Genomic DNA, 17,684 nt, shown 5'->3' with positions numbered 1-17,684 from the left:
TGTCGGAGGCGGGGGCGATGAAGGACATCAGGGCGATCATGATTAGGGTGGCGATGGCTTTTTTCATTGTCTTGGTTCCTTGCTTCTTGCTCATACATCTATAACTAGAGCAAGTAGCATGCCACATATAATAATATGTATATAAGTTACACAATATAAATATAATATATAATATTAACAGATGACAAAAACTTCCGCATAAATGTTCGATAATAGGTCACAATGGCGTACGGATGAAAATAATTATCTAATATGAGTAGTTAAACAATATATAATGAATGATATACAAACAATTCGCGAATAGTGTTCTATAAGAGGGCGTTATAACGTATTGGACAGCTCAGCCCGCGGCTGAATCGACATCGGCAGCTTAGGCATAGAATCGGGCTCCTTCTGGCCGCTCAAGAAGGCTCTTTCCCCAGCCTTGGAGATAGGAAACGAACTGGATTTATCGCTGACGAGTGGGGCGGAAGCCCTCATAGGATCCAAAGGTCCGACTTCAGCGACTGATAGGCGGTGGAAAACCGCCGGCCGCCATACTCGACGATGTCGTGGATGGTGACGATCCCCGGGTGTCGGGATCCGAATTGCGTCCGGCGGGGCGGGTGGCATAAAATATCGCCAGGGGAAGAGCGCCATGTCCGACCGCCGACCGACTCGTCCCGGCGATGTCCGGGATTATGAACATATCATCAACCACAGTCCGGCCGTCATCTTCCTCTGGCGGCGCGAAGTCGGCTGGCCGGTGGACTTCGTCTCCGAGAATGTTCGCCTTTTCGGCTATACGGCCGAGGATTTCACTTCGGATCATATTCTCTACGCCCAGATCATCCATCCCGGGGACATGGAGCGGCTGCTGGCCGAGATCCGCGGCCACATCGCGGCCGGACGGACGGAGTGGACCCAGGAATACCGGCTTCTGACGAAAAACGGCGACGTGCGCTGGGTGGAGGACCGGACCTTCGCCCCCCGCGATCCGGAAGGCGTCATCACCCATCTCCAAGGCGTCGTCCTGGACGTGACCGAGAAGCGGGCCATCCGGGAAGCCCTGCATGCCAGCGAGCGCAAATTCCGGGGCATCGTCGAGCAATCGGGCGACGGCATCGTGGTCACGGACGAAAGCGGTCTGATCACCGAATGGAACGCGGCCCAGGAGCGGATCTCCGGCCGCCCGCGGTCCGAAGTCCTCGGCCGGCCGCTTTGGGAAGTCCAGTTCGAGGCCGCCCTGGATCGGGGGCAGAGCGCCCCTGCGGCCGAGATCCTCAAGGAGGAGCTGGCCCGGATTCTGGCCACGGGCGAAGCTCCCTGGCTTCAGAAACCGGTGGAGCAAAGGATGAGGCGGGCTGACGGCACCGCCATCGTGCTCGAATCCGTGGTCGTGGCCATCCCGGCCGAGCCGGGCTATTTTCTGGTCAGCGTCAACCGGGACGTCACCGAGAAGCGCCGGGCCGAGGACGATCTGGCCCGCTCCCTGCGGGAGAAGGAGATCTTGCTCAAGGAAGTGAACCACCGGGTCAAGAACAATATGCAGGTCCTGTCGAGCCTGCTGAACTTTCAAGCCGGATTTATTCAGGATCCGGCCGCCTTGCGGATGCTCCAGGATAGCCGCGACCGCATCCGGACCATGGCCCTTGTCCACGAAAAGCTCTACCGCTCGCCGGACCTGTCGCGCATCGATTTCGCCGAATACCTCGGCCATCTCGCTTCCATTTTGATCGATTCCTACGCTATGACCAGGGGCCGGATCGAGCTCGACCTGGATGTCCGCGACGCTTTCCTCAGCCTCAGCGCCGGCATCCCCTGCGGGCTGATCGTCAACGAGCTTGTCTCCAACGCCCTCAAGCACGCCTTTCCCGACGATCGCCGCGGGCGGATCCGGATCGAGCTCAAGCCGACGGGGCCGGGTGCTTACCGCCTGGTCGTGGCCGACGACGGCGTCGGCCTGCCCGCGGACGTCGATTTCGGAAACGCCGCGACCCTGGGGTTGCAGATCGTCGGCATGCTCGTCGATCAGATGAGCGGGAAGGCGGAGATCGAGCGACGAGCCGGCACGGAGATCCGGGTTCTCTTTGAGGACCCTCCCAGGGTCCCGTCTCGTAAGCCACCCAATTGAGGTCTTCTCGGAGAAGGGACGCCGGACGGCGGGCCGTGGCCGCCTGTCATTGCGCCCCGCCGCCCCGAGTTCTATAATGAACGCTTTCCGCCATGAGCCTTGATTTCCTCCAGGATGTCCCTGAATTCCAGGCCCTTCTGAAGGCCCTGGAGCGAGGGGGTCGTCCGGCCGTCGCAGGGGTCAACGATTCCGGACGGCCTTACCTGCTGGCGATGTTGGCGGCCCATTCCTGGCGGCGAGCGATCTGGCTCCAGCCATCCGACCGGCCGGCCGGCGAGCTCGAGGCGAGGATCCGGTTCTACCTCGACCGGCTGGGCGTGTCGCGCAGTGTCAAGGCCCTTCCATCGCCAGGCGAGAACCCCTACGGCGGTGCCCCGCCTTCGCTCGAGGCTGTAGCCTCGCGGATGCGGTTCCTCTACGACCTGCGCCACCGTCCGCCGGTCATCATCCCAACCGACGTCTTCGGGCTTCTGCGGCCCCTCCCGGCGCCCGAGCGTCTGGACGGCCTGTTCTTGAGCCTCAAGATAGGCATGACCCTGGACCGGGATTTCCTGATCCGGCGGCTGGCCGAGTATGGCTACGTCCGCGAGGATTTGATCGCCTTCCGCGGCGAATACGCCTACCGGGGCGGTGTGGTGGACGCCTTTTCGCCCTGGCATCCCGCGCCGTTCCGGATCGAGTTCGGCGGCGACACGATCGCCTCTCTCCGCGAGTTCGATCCCTCCACCCAGCGAACCCTGCGCAAGATCGAGCGTTGCGTCGTCCCGGCCCTGACCGAGGCGGCCGAGCCGGGTCCCGAGGTGCCTTTCACCCGCTACCTCGACGACGCCGTCATCTTCCTCGATTCGCCCGACGAGGTCGAGCGGGAATACCGCGAAGTCATGGACGACTTGCGCGAGCAGGCGGCGGCCCTGGCCGCTTCGGGTGCCACCGTCGAGCCTCCCGAGCGCTATTTCCCGCCCGGGCTGTGGTCGGACGTCAAGGCCCTCGCCCTTCCGGTCGGCGAGCTCATGCCGGAAGAGGATCGCGGCCGGGAGGAGATCCGGTTCGGCTTCCAGCCCGTGCCCAAGTTCGAAAACCGCATCCCGTTCTTCCTGGAATACATGAAGCGCCGGCAGGAGGAGCGGGACCGCTGCCTGATCTTCCTTTCTTCGACCGAGATCCGGCGCAAGGTTCTGGGCCTGCTTGCGCGGGAGGAGATCCCGGCCCTGGCCGTGGAGTCGGCCCTGGCCCGGCCGGCCGAAGGCGAGATCCTTCTGGTCTTGGGCCGCCTGGACCGGGGCTTCGCCTATCCCTCGCAGAAGGCGCTGATCTTTGCCGAAGAAGATATTTTAACCGAGGACGTATCAGTCCCGATCCGATCGTCGGCCAAGCCGTCCCTGACCCAGTTCCAGGACCTCAAGACCGGCGACTTCGTGGTCCACGCCGACTACGGCGTCGGCGTTTTCAACGGCCTGATCCGGATGGACCCCGACGGCAAGCCTCGCGAATTCCTGGACCTCTGTTATCGGGACGGCGATCGGCTGTGCGTGCCCGTCGAGGATCTTGCCCTGATCCAGAAATTCACTCCGCTCGGGGCCGGCCTGCCGTCGTTGGACAAGCTGGGCACCACGGGCTGGGAGAAGACCAAGACCCGGACCAAGAAGGCCGTCGAGAAGCTGGCCCACGAGCTGCTCGAGCTCTACGCCCGCCGCAAATCGGTCAAGGGCTACGGCTTCAGCGGCCGGGGGCCCTGGCAGGAGGAGTTCGACAAGACCTTCGAATATGAAGAGACGGGCGATCAGCTCCGGACCATCCGCGAGGTCGAGGAGGACATGGAGTCGGATACACCCATGGACCGGCTGGTCTGCGGCGACGTCGGCTACGGCAAGACCGAGGTGGCCCTGCGGGCGGCTTTCAAAGCCGTCATGGACGGCAAGCAGGTCGCGGTCCTCTGCCCCACGACCGTCCTGGCCAGCCAGCACGCCAAGACCTTTGCCGCCCGGATGGTCCTTTTCCCGGTCCGGACGGCGGCCCTGACCCGCCTGCAGAGCAAGGCCGAACAGACCCGGGTTCTCGGCGAGCTCAAGGCCGGCCGGGTCGACGTCCTCATCGGCACCCACCGCATCCTGTCCAAGGACGTCGAGTTCAAGGACCTCGGCCTGCTCGTGGTCGACGAGGAGCAGCGCTTCGGCGTCTCCCACAAGGAGCGGATCAAGCAGCTTCGGACCCACGTCGACGTCCTGACCCTGACCGCCACCCCCATCCCGCGCACCCTGAACATGTCCCTGACCGGCCTGCGCGACATCAGCCTGATCGAGACCGCGCCCCGCGACCGGTTGGCCGTCCATACCGTGGTCACCTCGTTCAGCCCCCGGCTCATCGGCTCGGCTGTCCGCCACGAGCTGGCCCGCGGCGGCCAGGTCTATTACATTCTGAACAAGATCGAGGAGCTGGACGCCCTGGCGGCCAAGATCGCGGAATGGGCGCCCCAGGCCAAGGTCGTCACCATCCACGGCCAGATGGCCCCGGCCGAGCTCGAAAAGCGCATGCTCGGGTTCATCGAGCAGAGGGCCAACGTGCTCGTCTCGACCACGATCATCGAGAACGGCATCGACATCCCGCTCGTCAACACCCTCATCGTCCAACGGGCCGACCACTTCGGACTGGCCCAGCTCTACCAGCTTCGCGGCCGGGTCGGCCGCTCCTCGCGCCAGGCTTACGCCTACTTCCTGGTCCCCCCGTCCTCCGACCTGACGCCTATGGCCCGCCGTCGCCTGGATGCCCTGAAGGAGTTCAGCCAGCTCGGCTCGGGCTTCCGGCTGGCCATGAAGGATCTCGAGATCCGGGGCGCCGGCCACCTGTTCGGCGAGCAGCAGAGCGGGGTCATGGAGGCGGTGGGATACGATTACTTCATCCATATGCTCGAGGGCGCGATCAAGGAGATCCGCGGCGAGGCCGAGCCCGAAGCCAAGGCCGAGATCCACCTCCGGGTGGACAACCGCATCCCCGAGACATATGTGCCCCAGTCCAACCTCCGGCTCGATCTCTACAAGCGCGTCTCTTCGGCCTCCGGGCTGGAGGAGTTGGACGCCGCGGCCGAAGAGATGAAGGATCGGTTCGGACCTCCCCCCCCGAGTGTCCGCAACCTCCTCGACTACGGCCGGATCAAATGGCTGGCCAAGGCCCTCCAGATCCGGTCGGTCGACCGGGTCGAGTCGCGCCTGGTTCTGCGGTTTCTCCCCGAATCGGGCATCAAGATCGATCGCGTCACCGCCGTCCTGCGGGAGCGAAGGGGCCGGCTGTCCCCCGAGGGCATTCTGGACGTGCCCTTGCCCGCCAAGAGCGACGCGGCGCTCCTCAGTGAAACGATCGGCGTCTTGAAGGCGTTATATGGTGTGTAATATAATAGGCTGAATTTATTGAAGATGGAGCAAGCTATCAGGACCCGTCGACGTCTCGTTCTTGTCGCTGTCGTCTGCCTGGTCTTGACTGGGGGGGCTTGTCGCCGGAAGGATTCCGGCGGGGCCGATCCGGCGTCCAGCGGAGCCGCAGCGGCCCAGGCGTCCGCTCCGGTCGTACTACGGGTCGAGGCGTCGTCCTACACCATGGCTGATTTCGTGACCTACCTACGGCTGAACGCCGGCGAGGAATGGCGGACGCTGGCCGCTCCGGCTTTGAGCGGGCTGTTCGATAATTATGTTGAGGAGAAGATCCTCCTCGTCCAGGCCAAGAGCCAGAACATCGCTCCGGCCGAGTCCGAGATCGCCGACTATCTGTTTCGGTTCAAGAGCGCGTCCGGCGCCGGCGTCCCGGCCGTCGACTTCGATCCCCAAGCCGTGCGGGACAAGCTGCAGGTCGAGAAATACCTGTCTTCCCTGTTGGGCGGCTTGAGCGTTCCCGCGCCCGACGTGACCGCCTATTACGACGCTCACAAGAGCGAATTCCTTCAACCCGAACGGATCCAGATCAGCCAGATCCTGTGCGAAACCGAGGGCGAGGCAACGGAGACCTTGAACGGGCTCAAGAACGCCACCGAGGCCCAGTTTCGGGAGGCGGTCAAGGCCCGGTCCAAGGGCATTGAAGCGGCCAAGGGCGGCCTGCTCGGCGTCTTCAGCGCCGGCCAGCTCCCGGCCGACTTGGAGAAGGTCATCTTCGCCCTTAAGTCCGGCGAGATCAGCCGGGTCGTCGAATCCTCCTACGGCTTTCACATCTTCCGGCTGGACCGCCGCTTCGAACCGAAGCTCCAGACCTTGATCGAAGCCCGCCCGGCCATCACGGCCAAGCTTCTCGACCGGACCGGCAAGGCGGCCGTGGCCGCCCACATCGAGGAGCTGAAATCCGCCCTGGACTGGAAGGCGGAGACCAACAAGCTGCCCTTCGTCTACCAAAGGAACGAACAATGACTCTTTTCAAACGCCCCCGCTTCTTTGCCGGGCTGCTGCTGCTCCTCGGCTTGGCCCTGGCCGCCCAGGAAGTCATCGAGGAGATCATCGCCGTCGTCAACGACGACGTGATTACCCTGACCGAGTACAAGAAAGAATACGAGACCCGGGCGGCCCAGGCGCGGGGCCAGCTACAGGGCGACGAGCTGGACAAGATGCTCGTGCAGATCAAGTCCGGGCTGCTCGATGCCATGGTCACCGACCTGCTCCTGCTCCAAATGGCCAAGGAGAAGAACATCAACGTCAGCGAACAGCTGAAGATGGCCCTGGACAACATCAAAAAAGAGAACAGCCTCGAGACCGACGAGGAGCTGAAACGGGCCGTCCGCAGCCAGGGGATGGACTACGACGTTTGGCTCAAGCAGATGGAAGAGACGATCATGAAGCAAAGCGTGGTCTACAGCGAGGTCAATAGAGCGCTGTCGCTCGACGAAGCCCAGGTCATCGAGTATTACAAAGCCCACAAGGACGAATACCTCTTGCCGGCGGAGTTCAAGGTCCGGGCCGTCTACCTGACGCTGGCTCTGGAAGGCCGGACGCCGGAAGCGCTGGCGGCCCGCAAGACCGAGATCGCCGACAAGGTCAAGGGCGGCCTCGATTTCGTCCAGGCGGCCGAGACCTACTCCGACGCGCCGCTCAAGGAAACTAAGGGCGACCTCGGCAATTTAGTGGCCGGCCAGATCGACAAGCTCCTGGAAGCCGCGTTGATGCCGCTCAAGACGGGCCAGACCTCCGACTGGGTCCAGACCAAGAACGGCTGGTATCTGCTGAAGGTCGAGGAGCGCAAGGATGCCCGGACCAAGTCCTTCGAGGAGTCCAAGCGGGCCATCGAAGAGAAGATGACCTCGGCCCTGCAGGACGTCAAGTTCAAGGAATTCCTGCAGGACATCAAGAAGCGCAGCTATATCAAGATCCTCAAGGCCAGCCCGCTCGACAAGATGCCTACTTGATCTTGGCCTCGGGCGCCTTATCGATAATCTTGCCCTCCTGGTGGACGGGGGCGTCTTCCTTGAAATCGATGGTGTTGGAAACCCTCCATTCGCCGAGCAGGGCGTGGGGCGAGCCCTTGAATTGGGCGTAGAGCTTGACGTCATAATCGAGCATCTGGGGATAGACTTTGAAGTGCTCCAGCGTGCGGCCTTCGACGCCATAGTTGCTTTTGAGGGTGATGACTTCGCTCAGCCCGCCGGGCGGGATGGGGGCTTTGCGGACGGTGGCCAGGAAATTGTCGCCCAGGTTTTCGATATCCAGCTTCTTCTTGAAGATGGCGTTGAAATTGATGAACTGAAGGGGCTTGTCGGTCAGATTCTTGACTCGGAACCGAACTTGCGGGACGAGAACCAGCTTGGGCTCGGGCCATTGCCGGTACTCTTTGGACACCCACGAGGTCTGCATTTCGACGACTTCGAGCGAAGCCTTGACCTGATCGGCCGTCGGCGGCTTGCAGGCCGAGGTCAGGCCGGCCAAGCCGGCCAAGACGGCCAGCGCCGCTATCCGGAAGGCGGGTTGGAAACGATGGTTCATGGAATCCTCCTGAAGCTTTATTGTACACGAATTCGCAGACATATACGCAATTCTCGGGTAGTGATCGAGCGCCGGGATCTTGGATCCGCCGGTTGATCGCCCGGCGTATCGAGCGGGTTAATTGCGTAGATGTCTGCGAATTTGGGGGTTTGACAAAGCCGAAGGCGGTGGATTAAGTTAGACGAGGAATTTCATGCGCATCCTCATGGCCGGACTTTCGGACATCGGCAGCCGGCGCGACCTCAACGAGGATAGCTGGCTCTGCGCCGAGCTCCCGGGCCCGGCCTTTCTCTTGGCGGTCGCCGACGGCATCGGCGGGCACGCCGCCGGCGAAGTGGCCAGCGCGGCAGCCATCGAGACGCTGCGGGCCGTCACGGCCGAGCGGCTGACCGCGGCCGGCGCCGCCCCCGACCTTGCGGCCGTCCTCGAAGAGGCCTTCCTGCGGGCTAATGAAAGCGTGTTTCGGCAATCGTCGCAGACCGAGCATTTGAACGGCATGGGCACCACGATGGTCGCCGCTCTGATCGCGGGCGAACGGGCGGCGGCGGCCAACGTAGGCGACAGCCGGCTCTATTTCGTTCGCGACAAAGCCGCGTCGCAAATCACCGCCGACCATTCCTGGGCGGCGGAGCAGGCCCGGGCGGGGCTCCTGACTGAAGCCGATGTTTCCCGGTCGCCCTTCCGCCACATGGTCACCCGGTCGATCGGCTACGCCGCGGCGCTGGCTGTCGATACCTTTGTCCTGGATCTGCGTCCGGGCGACGGGCTCCTCCTGTCGAGCGATGGGCTGTTCGGTCCGCTGGAAGCCAAAGATCTGCTCAAGCCGTTCCGCCGCAAGAAGCATCCCGAGGACATCTGCCGGGCCCTCGTCCGCGCGGCCGACAAGGCCGGCAGTCGGGACAACATCACGGCCGTCGTGGCCCTGGTCGGCCGGCCTTAATCGCCCGCCCGTGCTTGGCTCGGGGGGGGGCGAATTTTCCTGTCGTTGCGAGAACGACGCTGCGTCGGACGAAGCAACCTCGCCGAGATTGCCACGCCCGGCCCTCAAGGCCGGGCTCGCAACGACGGAAAATTACAGCTCAGTCAGCGGACGACGGCGGAAGCGAAGACAAGTTCGACGCCCTCCGCGTCGGCCCGGGCCAGGAATTCGCGCAGGGCGTCCACGGTCTCCCGCTTGGCATGGCCGATCCCGATCGCCGTCCCTTTTTTTCGGGCGGCGGCGAACAGCTCCCGGAGCCGGGCTTTGACCGTGGCCTTCCCGGGTGGCTGGTCGAGAAAGACCCGGCGCTCGGCCGCCGGTACGGCCAAGGCCCGGGCCGCCGTGTAGGCGACGCTGCCCCGGGTCGTTCGGCTGTCGACGAAATACAGGCCGTGCGCCTTGACCACCTCGAGGATGCTCAGCATGACGGCGGCGTCCTCGGTGGCCCGCGACCCGGTGTGGTTGTTGACGCCGCGCGCGCCCGGTACCCGGCGCAGGAAGGCTTCCATCTTCGCCCGAATGGTTTCCGCGTCCATCCCCGACCGGATCGTGTCGATGGGGGCGCCGGGCGCGACGCCGGCCGGTTCAAGGGGCAGGTGGAGCATGACTTCCAGGCCCGATCGGGCCGCCAGGGCGGCGGTTTCCGCGGCCAGTGGAGCGTCCGGCAGGATGGCGATTGTCAGGGGCCGGCCGATCCCGGCCAGCTCTCGGACGAGCTCGAGGTTGTAGCCGGCGTCGTCGATGATGACCGCGGCCGCGGGCCTGCGGCCGGCCGCAGGCGGGACGGCCGGGCCCGCCGCGAGTGGGCAGATGAAGAGCAGGATCGCCTTCGTGTCCCGGCCGCTGTCCGTGCCGCGGATGGTCCAGAGAAAGCGAAGGCTTCCATCCCGCCGCTCCTCCTCCCGGGATTCGAGGCGGGCGCCGAGCCGCTTGATCTCCGCCTCGAGCTCTGGGGCCAGGGCGGTATAGCGGCTGGAGGGCAGGTCGATCCGGATGTGCCAGCCGCCGCGGTCGTCCTGGAAGGGGTGGACAGCGTCGGCGCCGCGCCGGGAATCGGACAGCCATTCGAAGAGCGCGAGGCCCATTTCCGGCGCAGTCGCGGGTTTGCCGGGCCGGCGGGGGGATTGCAGGAGGACGAGCAGGACGAGTCCGGCGAGGAGGCCCGCGGCGATGACGACGACGGGGGCGGAAGGACGCCGCATTCAGGGTCGGCGGGTGATCAGGCCCGCGGATTTCTCCAGATAGGCCTTCTTGTCGGAGCGGCCGGCGTCGATCTTGACGTCCGGCGGGACGCCCTTGCTCCAGACTTTTTCGCCCGAAGCCGTGGCGAACACCGCCGTGGTCAGAAGCAGGGCATCGCCCCCCGGCAGAGGGAATGTTTCCTGGCGCGCCGTGAGCCCGGGCGTCAGAATGCCGACGGCCTTGGCCTGCCGCAGCTCGCGCAGGCAGGCGGCGGCGATTTCCGCCGGGCCCATCGTTGCCGGCCCCGTCCAGAGGATGAGCGGCAGCGATTCCAACGGAGCGGGATCGGGGCAGGCCATCATCTCTTTGACTCCGCCCTTTTTCTCGAACTGCCCGGCCTTGGCGGCCTTGACGAAGAGATTGACGAAGCGGCGGGCTTCTTCGTTGTCGCCTTCGAAGGCGAAGCGCAGGTCGATGATCAAAGGCTGGGTTTTGCCGGCCAGCCGCGGCGCCAGGCCGGCTTTGATTTCGTCGACCAGGGGAGGGTAGAAATGAGCCACGGTCAGGATGCCGGAGGTGCCGGCCTGCTCGGCGAAAGCGAACGCCTTCGGATAGATGTCACCTCGAACGACCGTGAACTCCTTGGTCTCGTTGCCTCGGATAACCCGGACTTTGACCGGCTCGGCCTCCGGCGATTTGAGGGCCAGCCGGAGCTCCGACAGGCCCGGCAGGATGGTCGAGCCGTCATCCAAGGCGGACACCAGGTCGCCGACCTTGAGGCCGGCCTTCTCGGCCGGCGAGCCTTCGATCAGGCCGACTACGACCGGGAAGGTCGAAGCTCGTTTGAACAGGATGAGGCCCAGGTCCTTATAGTGCGGCAGGGCGGCGTCGGCCCGCTTCCGGGCGGCGTCCTTGTCCAAATAGCTCGATAAAGCGTCAAGTGAGTTGACCAGGCCGCGAAAACCGCCGGCCATCGTCGTTTTGGCGTTGGGCTCCTCGACATAATCGGCCCGGATCAGCCGGACGACGGCCTCGGTCAGATCGGTTCCGCTTTGGGCCGTGGCGGGCGCCGCGCTGGCCGGGCGAATCTGGCGGGCGACCCAGAAAAACAGGACTCCGGCGGCCAGCGCGCCCAGGCTCAACAGGCGGGTTTTGGTGTTTCGGCTCATGGCGGTGGGGGCTCTCGAGAGCCGGAATTGTATCACCTCCGAGAGAGCCATTGCAAGGGATCGACGGGCTTGGTCAGGTGGCGGATCTCGAAATAAACCGAGACGCCGACCAGGGAACCGGTATCGCCGGCGATCGCCACAGGCTGGCCGGCGATGACATAATCGCCCGATTTGACCAGGAATTCCGAGAGATGCCCGTAGAGCGAATGATACCCGTCGCCATGGTTGATGATGAGCAGGTTGCCGTAGGCCGGGAAGAGCTCGGCGAAGGCCACCCGGCCGTCGTGGACGGCCCGCACGGCCAGGTCGCCGTCCGGCGGGGCGATCTCCACCCCGTTGTTCATGGTCACCGTGTTGAACTGGGGGTGGACCTGGACGCCGAAGGCCTGCAAAACCTTCCCCCGGGTCGGCCAGGTCAGCCGGCCCTTGCGCTCGGCCATCGGGATGGGAGTGAAGGGCGGGGCATAGTCCTGGCTCTGCAGCCGCTGGATCATGACTTGCAGCTCCTGGGCCCGGCGGGCCAGCTCGCCCAGGGCTTTCTCGTAGGACTGCTTGTCGGCCCGGATCTGGGCCACCAGGGTCCGGGCTTTGCCTTCCTCCCGGTCAAGCTCGGCCTTCTTGGCCGAAGCCCGGCCGAGGAGAAGCGCCGTCTCCTTCTCTTTGGCCGCCAGGGCGGCAGCGGCCCGCCCCAGCTCCGTCAGATTCCGGCCGTAATCCTCGATCATGGAGTTCTGGGCCGCCGCCAGAATGGTCAGCCGCTTGTTCTCGACGGCCAAGGACTTGAGGTCGCGGGCCTGAAGAAGGAAGCGGGCAAAGCGGAAGCGGCCGTACTTGTAGAGCGTCACCAGGACCCGGGTCAAAGCCTCGCGCTCCGAGCCCAGCCGGGCTTCGAGCTCGGGGATACGGCGGCGGGCCGCTTCGAGATCGGCCCGGTTTTTGTCCAATTGCAGGGTCAGCATCCGGCCCTCGTTGCGCAAGAGGCTTCCGGTGATGCCGATCCGGTCCAGCCGGTTGAGGGTCGTCTGCTCCTTGGCCTCGTCCTCTTTCAGCTTCTTGCGGAGGCTGTCGATATCGCGCCGAACTTTGTCCAGGCTTTGTTCGTAGGCCGTGGCTCCCGATTGGGACTGGTCCGGGGAGACGGCCGGGGCGGAAGCCAGTCCGAGGCCGAGAGACAAGGCAAGAGCGGCTGCCGCGAGCTTCATTTGCGCGTCGCGAGGAGGATGCCGCCCACGACGCTGACGAGCAAGCCGAAGGCGATCCCGATGATGGAGAAGGACAGGGCCATCTCCCCGGCCACGCCGTAGAACTTGAAGATCTCGATATAGGCCACCTCGCGGACGCCCAGGCCGTTGATCGAGATCGGGAGGAGCTGGATCAGCAGGACGAGCGGGATGAAGACGAAGTAGTCGAGGGCCGGGACGCGGAGCCCCAGAGCCCGGCCGATCAGGAAGTAATACAGGATGACGTTGAGCTGGAGGAGAAAGGCCCAGGCCGTAGCCCGCAGGAAGTCCCTGGGGTGGTCCCGGTAGCCGACGATGACGCTTCGAAACTCGGCCGCTTTGATCATCGCCTTGCGCAGCGGCCCGGCCGCGGGCGGCCGCTGCAGGCGGCGGCCTACCGCGGGCAGAAAGAACAGGCCGAGGACCGCGAAGCCGCCGATTCCCAGCAGGAGCGAGACGGCAATGAGGGGCACGCGGCGGACCATGTCCAGCCGCAGGAGGGAGGCGATCACGGCGAAAAAGAGAAGGATCAGGATGCCGCTCATCCGCTCGACGATGACGATGGCCGATGAGCGGACGAGCGACCTGGACTGCCGCGAGCCGTCCCAGATGCGGTAGGCGTCGCCGCCGAAGTTGGTCGGCAGGAAGCTGTTGAAGAACTCGCCGATCAGGCAGGAGCGGAAGAGAAAGGCGATCGGTAGGTCGTCGCCGCGGGCCAGGGCCAGAATCCGCCAGCGGTAGGCCCGGATGAGGAGGCCGACGGCGTTCAGGGCGAAGGCGACGGCCAGCCAGGGCCAGGCTGCATGGCGCAGGTGGCGGGCGATCGAGGCCAAGTCGAAGCGCGACAGGACCCAGGCCAGCACTCCGACGCTGAAGCCGAGCTTAAGCAGCGTCCAGAAGGTTTTGCGGCGTCCGGCCATGCCGCGATTTTATCACATCCGGGGCCGCGCGGCTGCGCCGCAACGCAGGCTTGGCAAATCGGGGCGACCGGAATATGATGCCTCCCTCATGACCCGGACTTTGCTCGAGTCGGCCAAACAAATTTCGGCATCCGCCCTCGATGCCGTCAATCCCGAACGCCTGGTCCGGGACGGCTTGCGCCTGGAGCGAGGATGGCTCGAGATCCAGGGCCGCCGGTTCGATCTTTCGGAGTTCGCCGCCATCGACGTCCTGGCCTTCGGCAAGGCGGCGGTGGGAATGGCACGGACGGCGGCCGAGATTTTGGAGGGGAAGCTGCGGCGGGGCCTGCTTGTTACGCCGCCCGGCCCGGCGCCCGCTCTGCCGGGCTTCACCCGCCTCGAGGGGTCCCATCCCCACCCGGACGCCCGGAGCGAAGCCGCCGGCCGGGCGGCCCTGGAGCTGGCCCGCGGGTCCGGTCCCTTCGATCTCCTGCTCCTGCTCGTCTCGGGCGGCGGATCGGCCCTGCTGGCAGTCCCGCTCCCCGGCCTCGAGCTGCAGGCCAAGGCCGACCTGGCCCGCGAGCTCATGGCCCGCGGTGCCGACATCCGCGAGCTCAACGCCGTCCGCAAGCATCTTTCGGCCATCAAGGGCGGCGGCTTGGCCGCCGCGGCGGCGGGGCAGGTCGTCAACCTTCTCCTGTCCGATGTCCCCGGCGACGATCCTGAAGTCATCGCTTCGGGCCCGGGCTGCCCGGACGCTTCAACTTTCGCCGACGCCGCCGCCGTTCTGCAGCGCTTTGGCCTCTGGGACGAGCCGCCGGCCGGCGTCCGCGAGACGATCGAAGCGGGGTTGCACGGCCGGATTCCGGAAACGCTCAAGAAAGGCGACCCGGCCGCCGGCCGCATCTCGACGTTCATTATCGGCCGCAACGCCACGGCGCTGGCGGCTGCCCGGCGCGAGGCGGAAGCCCTGGGCTATCGGGCTTCGATCCTGGCGGCCGGCGATTCGGGCGAGGCCCGCGACGCGGCCGCCCGTTATGTCCCCGCCATTCTGGCCGCCGCCCGAGCCCTGCGGCCGGGCGACCGGCCCATCGCCCTGATCGCCGGCGGCGAGCATACGGTCACGGTGCACGGTCGGGGGCTCGGCGGGCGCAACCAGGAGTTCGTCCTGGCCGCCCTGGTCGATCTGGATAGACAGGCCCGGGCCGGGGAAAAGACGAATCCGGCCGCGTTCGGCGCGTTTGCCCGAACGGGGCGTCTTTATGGGCGGGATTGGCTGGTCATGAGCTTCGGCACCGACGGTATCGACGGTCCGACCCCCGCCGCCGGCGCCTGGGGCGGGCCGGATGTGCTGGCCCGGGTCAAGTCGGTGGGCATGAACATGGAAACCCGCCTGGAGGACAACGATTCCTACCGGTTTTTCCAAAAGACCGGCGGCCTTTATATGACCGGGCCGACCGGGACCAACGTCATGGACGTACGGCTGTTCCTGACGGCCTGAGCCGCGGGCCTCGTTTTTTTTCGTGTAGGACCTTGAGCCCGGCGAGGCTTGCCAATACTGATTAGTTGTGTTTAATATTCTTATGTTCGCCGGTTTTTTGGGGGGGAAGTAACCGTATGGAAGAATCCGTCGTTTTATGTGGCGTATAAGAGGTCATGCTCGAGAATCGCTTTTTAGGAAGAGCTGATTATTGCGAGAAAAGGGGAGAAAACAGTAATAATGAGCAGAAAAAGCATGCACGCTTGCTTGTTCGCATTATGGGGTATTGCATTGTCAGCCTGCAATAGCGATGTTGGATATTCAATAGTCAACAATAACGTAGCCACAATCAGGCAAGATTTTTACGTCAATTTTAGAAAGCTTTACAGTATAGATGTTACGGACATCAGTCTGTTCAACAAACGCAATTATTTTAAACCCCTCATCGCCTTCGATGAAATGGAGAACATATATATCGCTGACAGCTACCAAGGCAAAATCTACAAGTACGATAATAAGGGTCGTTTTGTTAAATCATTCGGAAGACAAGGTCAAGGTCCTGAAGAGTTTTATCTCATAAGCTCCCTGCTGATCGATGAGGATGTTCTTCGTGTGTTTGACGGAGGCGGGGACATAAAAAACATCACCTTGGATGGACGTTTCATCTCGCGCAGCCGAGTGTCCATACCGAACAGAATGGGGGTCAGAAAGCTTGCTGACAAATATTTTGTTATGGCGGGCGAAACAGATTTCAAAAAACTGAAAGTAAAAATCTCTACAACCGATAAGAACATGCTGAATTTCCATAACATAATCGACTACGATCATAAGCCGGGAATAAGAGGGACATACGAATATTATATGTTTGATTGGCTGTTGATAACGAAGAAAGGCGAGCTTTATTATCCGGAAAGCAATCTGGAAAAATATACAATCGTCAAATACGACGACAAGGGAGCCGTGTTGGGGAAAATCAACAGAAAGTATCATATGGACGGTTATTCAGAAGACGCGAAAAATAGATTTTTTAAAGTATATAAATACGAAATCGACGAAGGGATGATTGAGTTTCCGCCGAATCCTCCGGCCGTTAATCTGATATTTCAGGATTTGAAGGAGAATATTTGGGTTCTCGTCGGGGAAACCTATGAGGACAACAGGAACGGCGAGTTTGAAAATTTAGTCGATATCTTCGACAGCGGCGGGAAAATCGTCCATTCCTTCAAGACGAAAATATTGTCAAAAAATTGCTTATATAATAATGGGAAAATATACAGAGTCAGGTCGATGGATGAAACTGCGGCCGAGCAGTATATCGACGTGTACGGAATCGAGTATGCGCCGAACTTCGCTCCGGATGGCGCGGCAAGCTCGAAGCGCGGCGACGGGAATGTGGACTTCTAAGCGGGATTCGTTTCGGGATTAAAGGCCCCGCTTGGCCGGCCGGATTTCGGCGCATGCGACAGGCTGTTCATGCAGTCAACCGGAGGCGAAGCGCGGCGTTGCGCTTTTCAGGGCGAACCGATATAATGCGGGGGAAGCAAAATCCGGCCCAAAGGCCGCCCAAGGAGATCCCATCGTGAAGAAATTCGTTGCCGTTTTCGTCGTCGTCCTGTTGGCGTCCCTGTCCCTCTCGGCCGAAATCTACGTCAAAACCAAGGCCCACACCGACCCCATGTCCATGATGGGGCAGACCACCCCGGCCACGGATACCGTTCAGGAGCAATGGCTGGGCGACGGCCGGATGGCCATGATCACGACCGGCCAGATCATCATCATCGATATGGCCAAGAAGAAGATGCTCTGGATCACGCCCGCCTCCAAGTCCTACCTCGAGACCGCGCTGCCCCTCGACTACGCCAAGATCATGCCGGAACAGATGGCCGCCATGGCCGGGATGATGCAGGCCACCGTCACCGTCGTCCCGACCAACGAGAAGAAGAAGATCGGCCAGTGGAACTGCACCGCGTACACCATGAACATGACCGTGATGGGCATGGCCATGCCGATGAAAGTCTGGGCCACCACCGACGTGCCGTTCGATTACGCCAAATACGCGGGCATGATGGCCGAGATGGCCAAGGGTCAGATGCGGTTGGGCGACGCCGCGGTCGCGGAGATGGCCAAGATCAAGGGCTTCCAGGTGGCCAGCGAGATGAACGCCGAGATCATGGGCGCCAAGATCCATACCACTTCGGAAGTTCTGGAAATCTCCCAGAAGGACGCTCCCGCTTCGATCTGGACCGTTCCGGCCGGCTTCACCAAGCGCGACAAGCTGACCATGGAAGAGGTCAGCAAGCGGTAACCGCTGCTCTTGCCGGCAAGGCCGGCCTTTTTGATTGAGTTAAATGCCCCCGTCGAGGGCTCCGTCCGGGGTCCTCGACGGGGGATTTTTTTTGGATCATTTCCCATCTCCTGGAAACGCAGTCCGGGGTGTCGTCCCGGCGGCGCGGGTTCACCACTCCTTTTTACGCTAATCCGCTCGGCGCCTCGGAACTCCGCATTCGAGATCTCCCGGTCTTGGAGACCACCCACTCCGTTTCGATTCCGCAGGATGGTCGCGTGCTCAAACAGCCCTCGGCACATGCAGCCGAAGGCGCTAACATATCCCCGCCTTCGAAGGCGGGGTAGGGGTGGTGATATCAATGAGAATAAAAGTGTTGTGCGCCTTCGGAATAAAAAGCTTTTCCTTCG

At 63.0% G+C, this 17,684-nt stretch carries 13 protein-coding genes; 8 read left to right on the top strand and 5 right to left on the bottom strand.

Annotated elements, in window-relative coordinates; all coding sequences use genetic code 11:
* The first annotated feature begins 637 nt into the window (after positions 1-637).
* The 4 genes from NTZ26_02330 (at position 638) to NTZ26_02315 (ending at position 7,487) form a co-directional block, all read left to right on the top strand.
* Complete coding sequence (locus tag NTZ26_02330; GenBank protein ID MCX6559330.1) at positions 638-2,113, top strand: PAS domain S-box protein; 1,476 nt, start codon at positions 638-640, stop codon at positions 2,111-2,113.
* A gap of 92 nt (positions 2,114-2,205) precedes the next feature.
* Positions 2,206-5,496 carry a transcription-repair coupling factor gene (gene mfd / locus NTZ26_02325; protein MCX6559329.1) on the top strand — a complete coding sequence of 1,097 codons (3,291 nt, stop codon included), beginning with the start codon at positions 2,206-2,208 and terminating at the stop codon, positions 5,494-5,496.
* 24 nt (positions 5,497-5,520) lie between these two features.
* Positions 5,521-6,498, top strand: coding sequence for a peptidyl-prolyl cis-trans isomerase (locus NTZ26_02320; GenBank protein MCX6559328.1), 978 nt, complete (start codon positions 5,521-5,523; stop codon positions 6,496-6,498).
* Positions 6,495-7,487 (top strand): peptidyl-prolyl cis-trans isomerase, encoded by a 993-nt coding sequence (locus tag NTZ26_02315; GenBank protein ID MCX6559327.1) that lies wholly within the window; start codon positions 6,495-6,497, stop codon positions 7,485-7,487. Before NTZ26_02320 ends, NTZ26_02315 begins: the two co-directional genes overlap by 4 nt.
* Here NTZ26_02315 and NTZ26_02310 read toward each other — a convergent pair.
* A complete protein-coding gene (locus tag NTZ26_02310) occupies positions 7,480-8,061 on the bottom strand; it encodes a hypothetical protein (GenBank protein MCX6559326.1) in 582 nt (193 codons plus the stop codon). The two genes, NTZ26_02315 and NTZ26_02310, sit on opposite strands and share 8 nt — an antisense overlap.
* Positions 8,062-8,254: 193 nt before the next feature.
* Between NTZ26_02310 and NTZ26_02305 the strand changes: the two genes are divergently transcribed.
* Positions 8,255-9,001 carry a protein phosphatase 2C domain-containing protein gene (locus NTZ26_02305; protein ID MCX6559325.1) on the top strand — a complete coding sequence of 249 codons (747 nt, stop codon included), beginning with the start codon at positions 8,255-8,257 and terminating at the stop codon, positions 8,999-9,001.
* A gap of 143 nt (positions 9,002-9,144) precedes the next feature.
* On the opposite strand, the gene NTZ26_02300 is transcribed toward NTZ26_02305, so the two are convergent.
* The 4 genes from NTZ26_02300 to NTZ26_02285 are packed head-to-tail and all read right to left on the bottom strand — an operon-like array spanning position 9,145 to position 13,531.
* Positions 9,145-10,242: a divergent polysaccharide deacetylase family protein gene (locus NTZ26_02300; protein MCX6559324.1), complete on the bottom strand. Its 1,098-nt coding sequence runs from the start codon at positions 10,240-10,242 to the stop codon at positions 9,145-9,147.
* Positions 10,243-11,391 (bottom strand): S41 family peptidase, encoded by a 1,149-nt coding sequence (locus NTZ26_02295; GenBank protein MCX6559323.1) that lies wholly within the window; start codon positions 11,389-11,391, stop codon positions 10,243-10,245.
* Positions 11,392-11,423: 32 nt separating this feature from the next.
* Positions 11,424-12,593 (bottom strand): peptidoglycan DD-metalloendopeptidase family protein, encoded by a 1,170-nt coding sequence (locus NTZ26_02290; protein ID MCX6559322.1) that lies wholly within the window; start codon positions 12,591-12,593, stop codon positions 11,424-11,426.
* A complete protein-coding gene (locus tag NTZ26_02285) occupies positions 12,590-13,531 on the bottom strand; it encodes a lysylphosphatidylglycerol synthase transmembrane domain-containing protein (GenBank protein ID MCX6559321.1) in 942 nt (313 codons plus the stop codon). Before NTZ26_02285 ends, NTZ26_02290 begins: the two co-directional genes overlap by 4 nt.
* Positions 13,532-13,619: 88 nt before the next feature.
* Between NTZ26_02285 and NTZ26_02280 the strand changes: the two genes are divergently transcribed.
* From NTZ26_02280 to NTZ26_02270, 3 genes are all read left to right on the top strand, one after another.
* A complete protein-coding gene (locus NTZ26_02280) occupies positions 13,620-15,011 on the top strand; it encodes a DUF4147 domain-containing protein (protein ID MCX6559320.1) in 1,392 nt (463 codons plus the stop codon).
* 219 nt (positions 15,012-15,230) lie between these two features.
* Positions 15,231-16,394 (top strand): 6-bladed beta-propeller, encoded by a 1,164-nt coding sequence (locus NTZ26_02275; protein ID MCX6559319.1) that lies wholly within the window; start codon positions 15,231-15,233, stop codon positions 16,392-16,394.
* Positions 16,395-16,569: 175 nt separating this feature from the next.
* Positions 16,570-17,295 (top strand): DUF4412 domain-containing protein, encoded by a 726-nt coding sequence (locus NTZ26_02270; protein MCX6559318.1) that lies wholly within the window; start codon positions 16,570-16,572, stop codon positions 17,293-17,295.
* The last annotated feature ends 389 nt before the right edge of the window (positions 17,296-17,684 follow it).

This window comes from Candidatus Aminicenantes bacterium (assembly GCA_026393855.1).
Taxonomy (GTDB): Bacteria; Acidobacteriota; Aminicenantia; order Aminicenantales; family UBA4085; genus UBA4085.
This window is presented reverse-complemented; position numbering and strand designations above follow the sequence as displayed.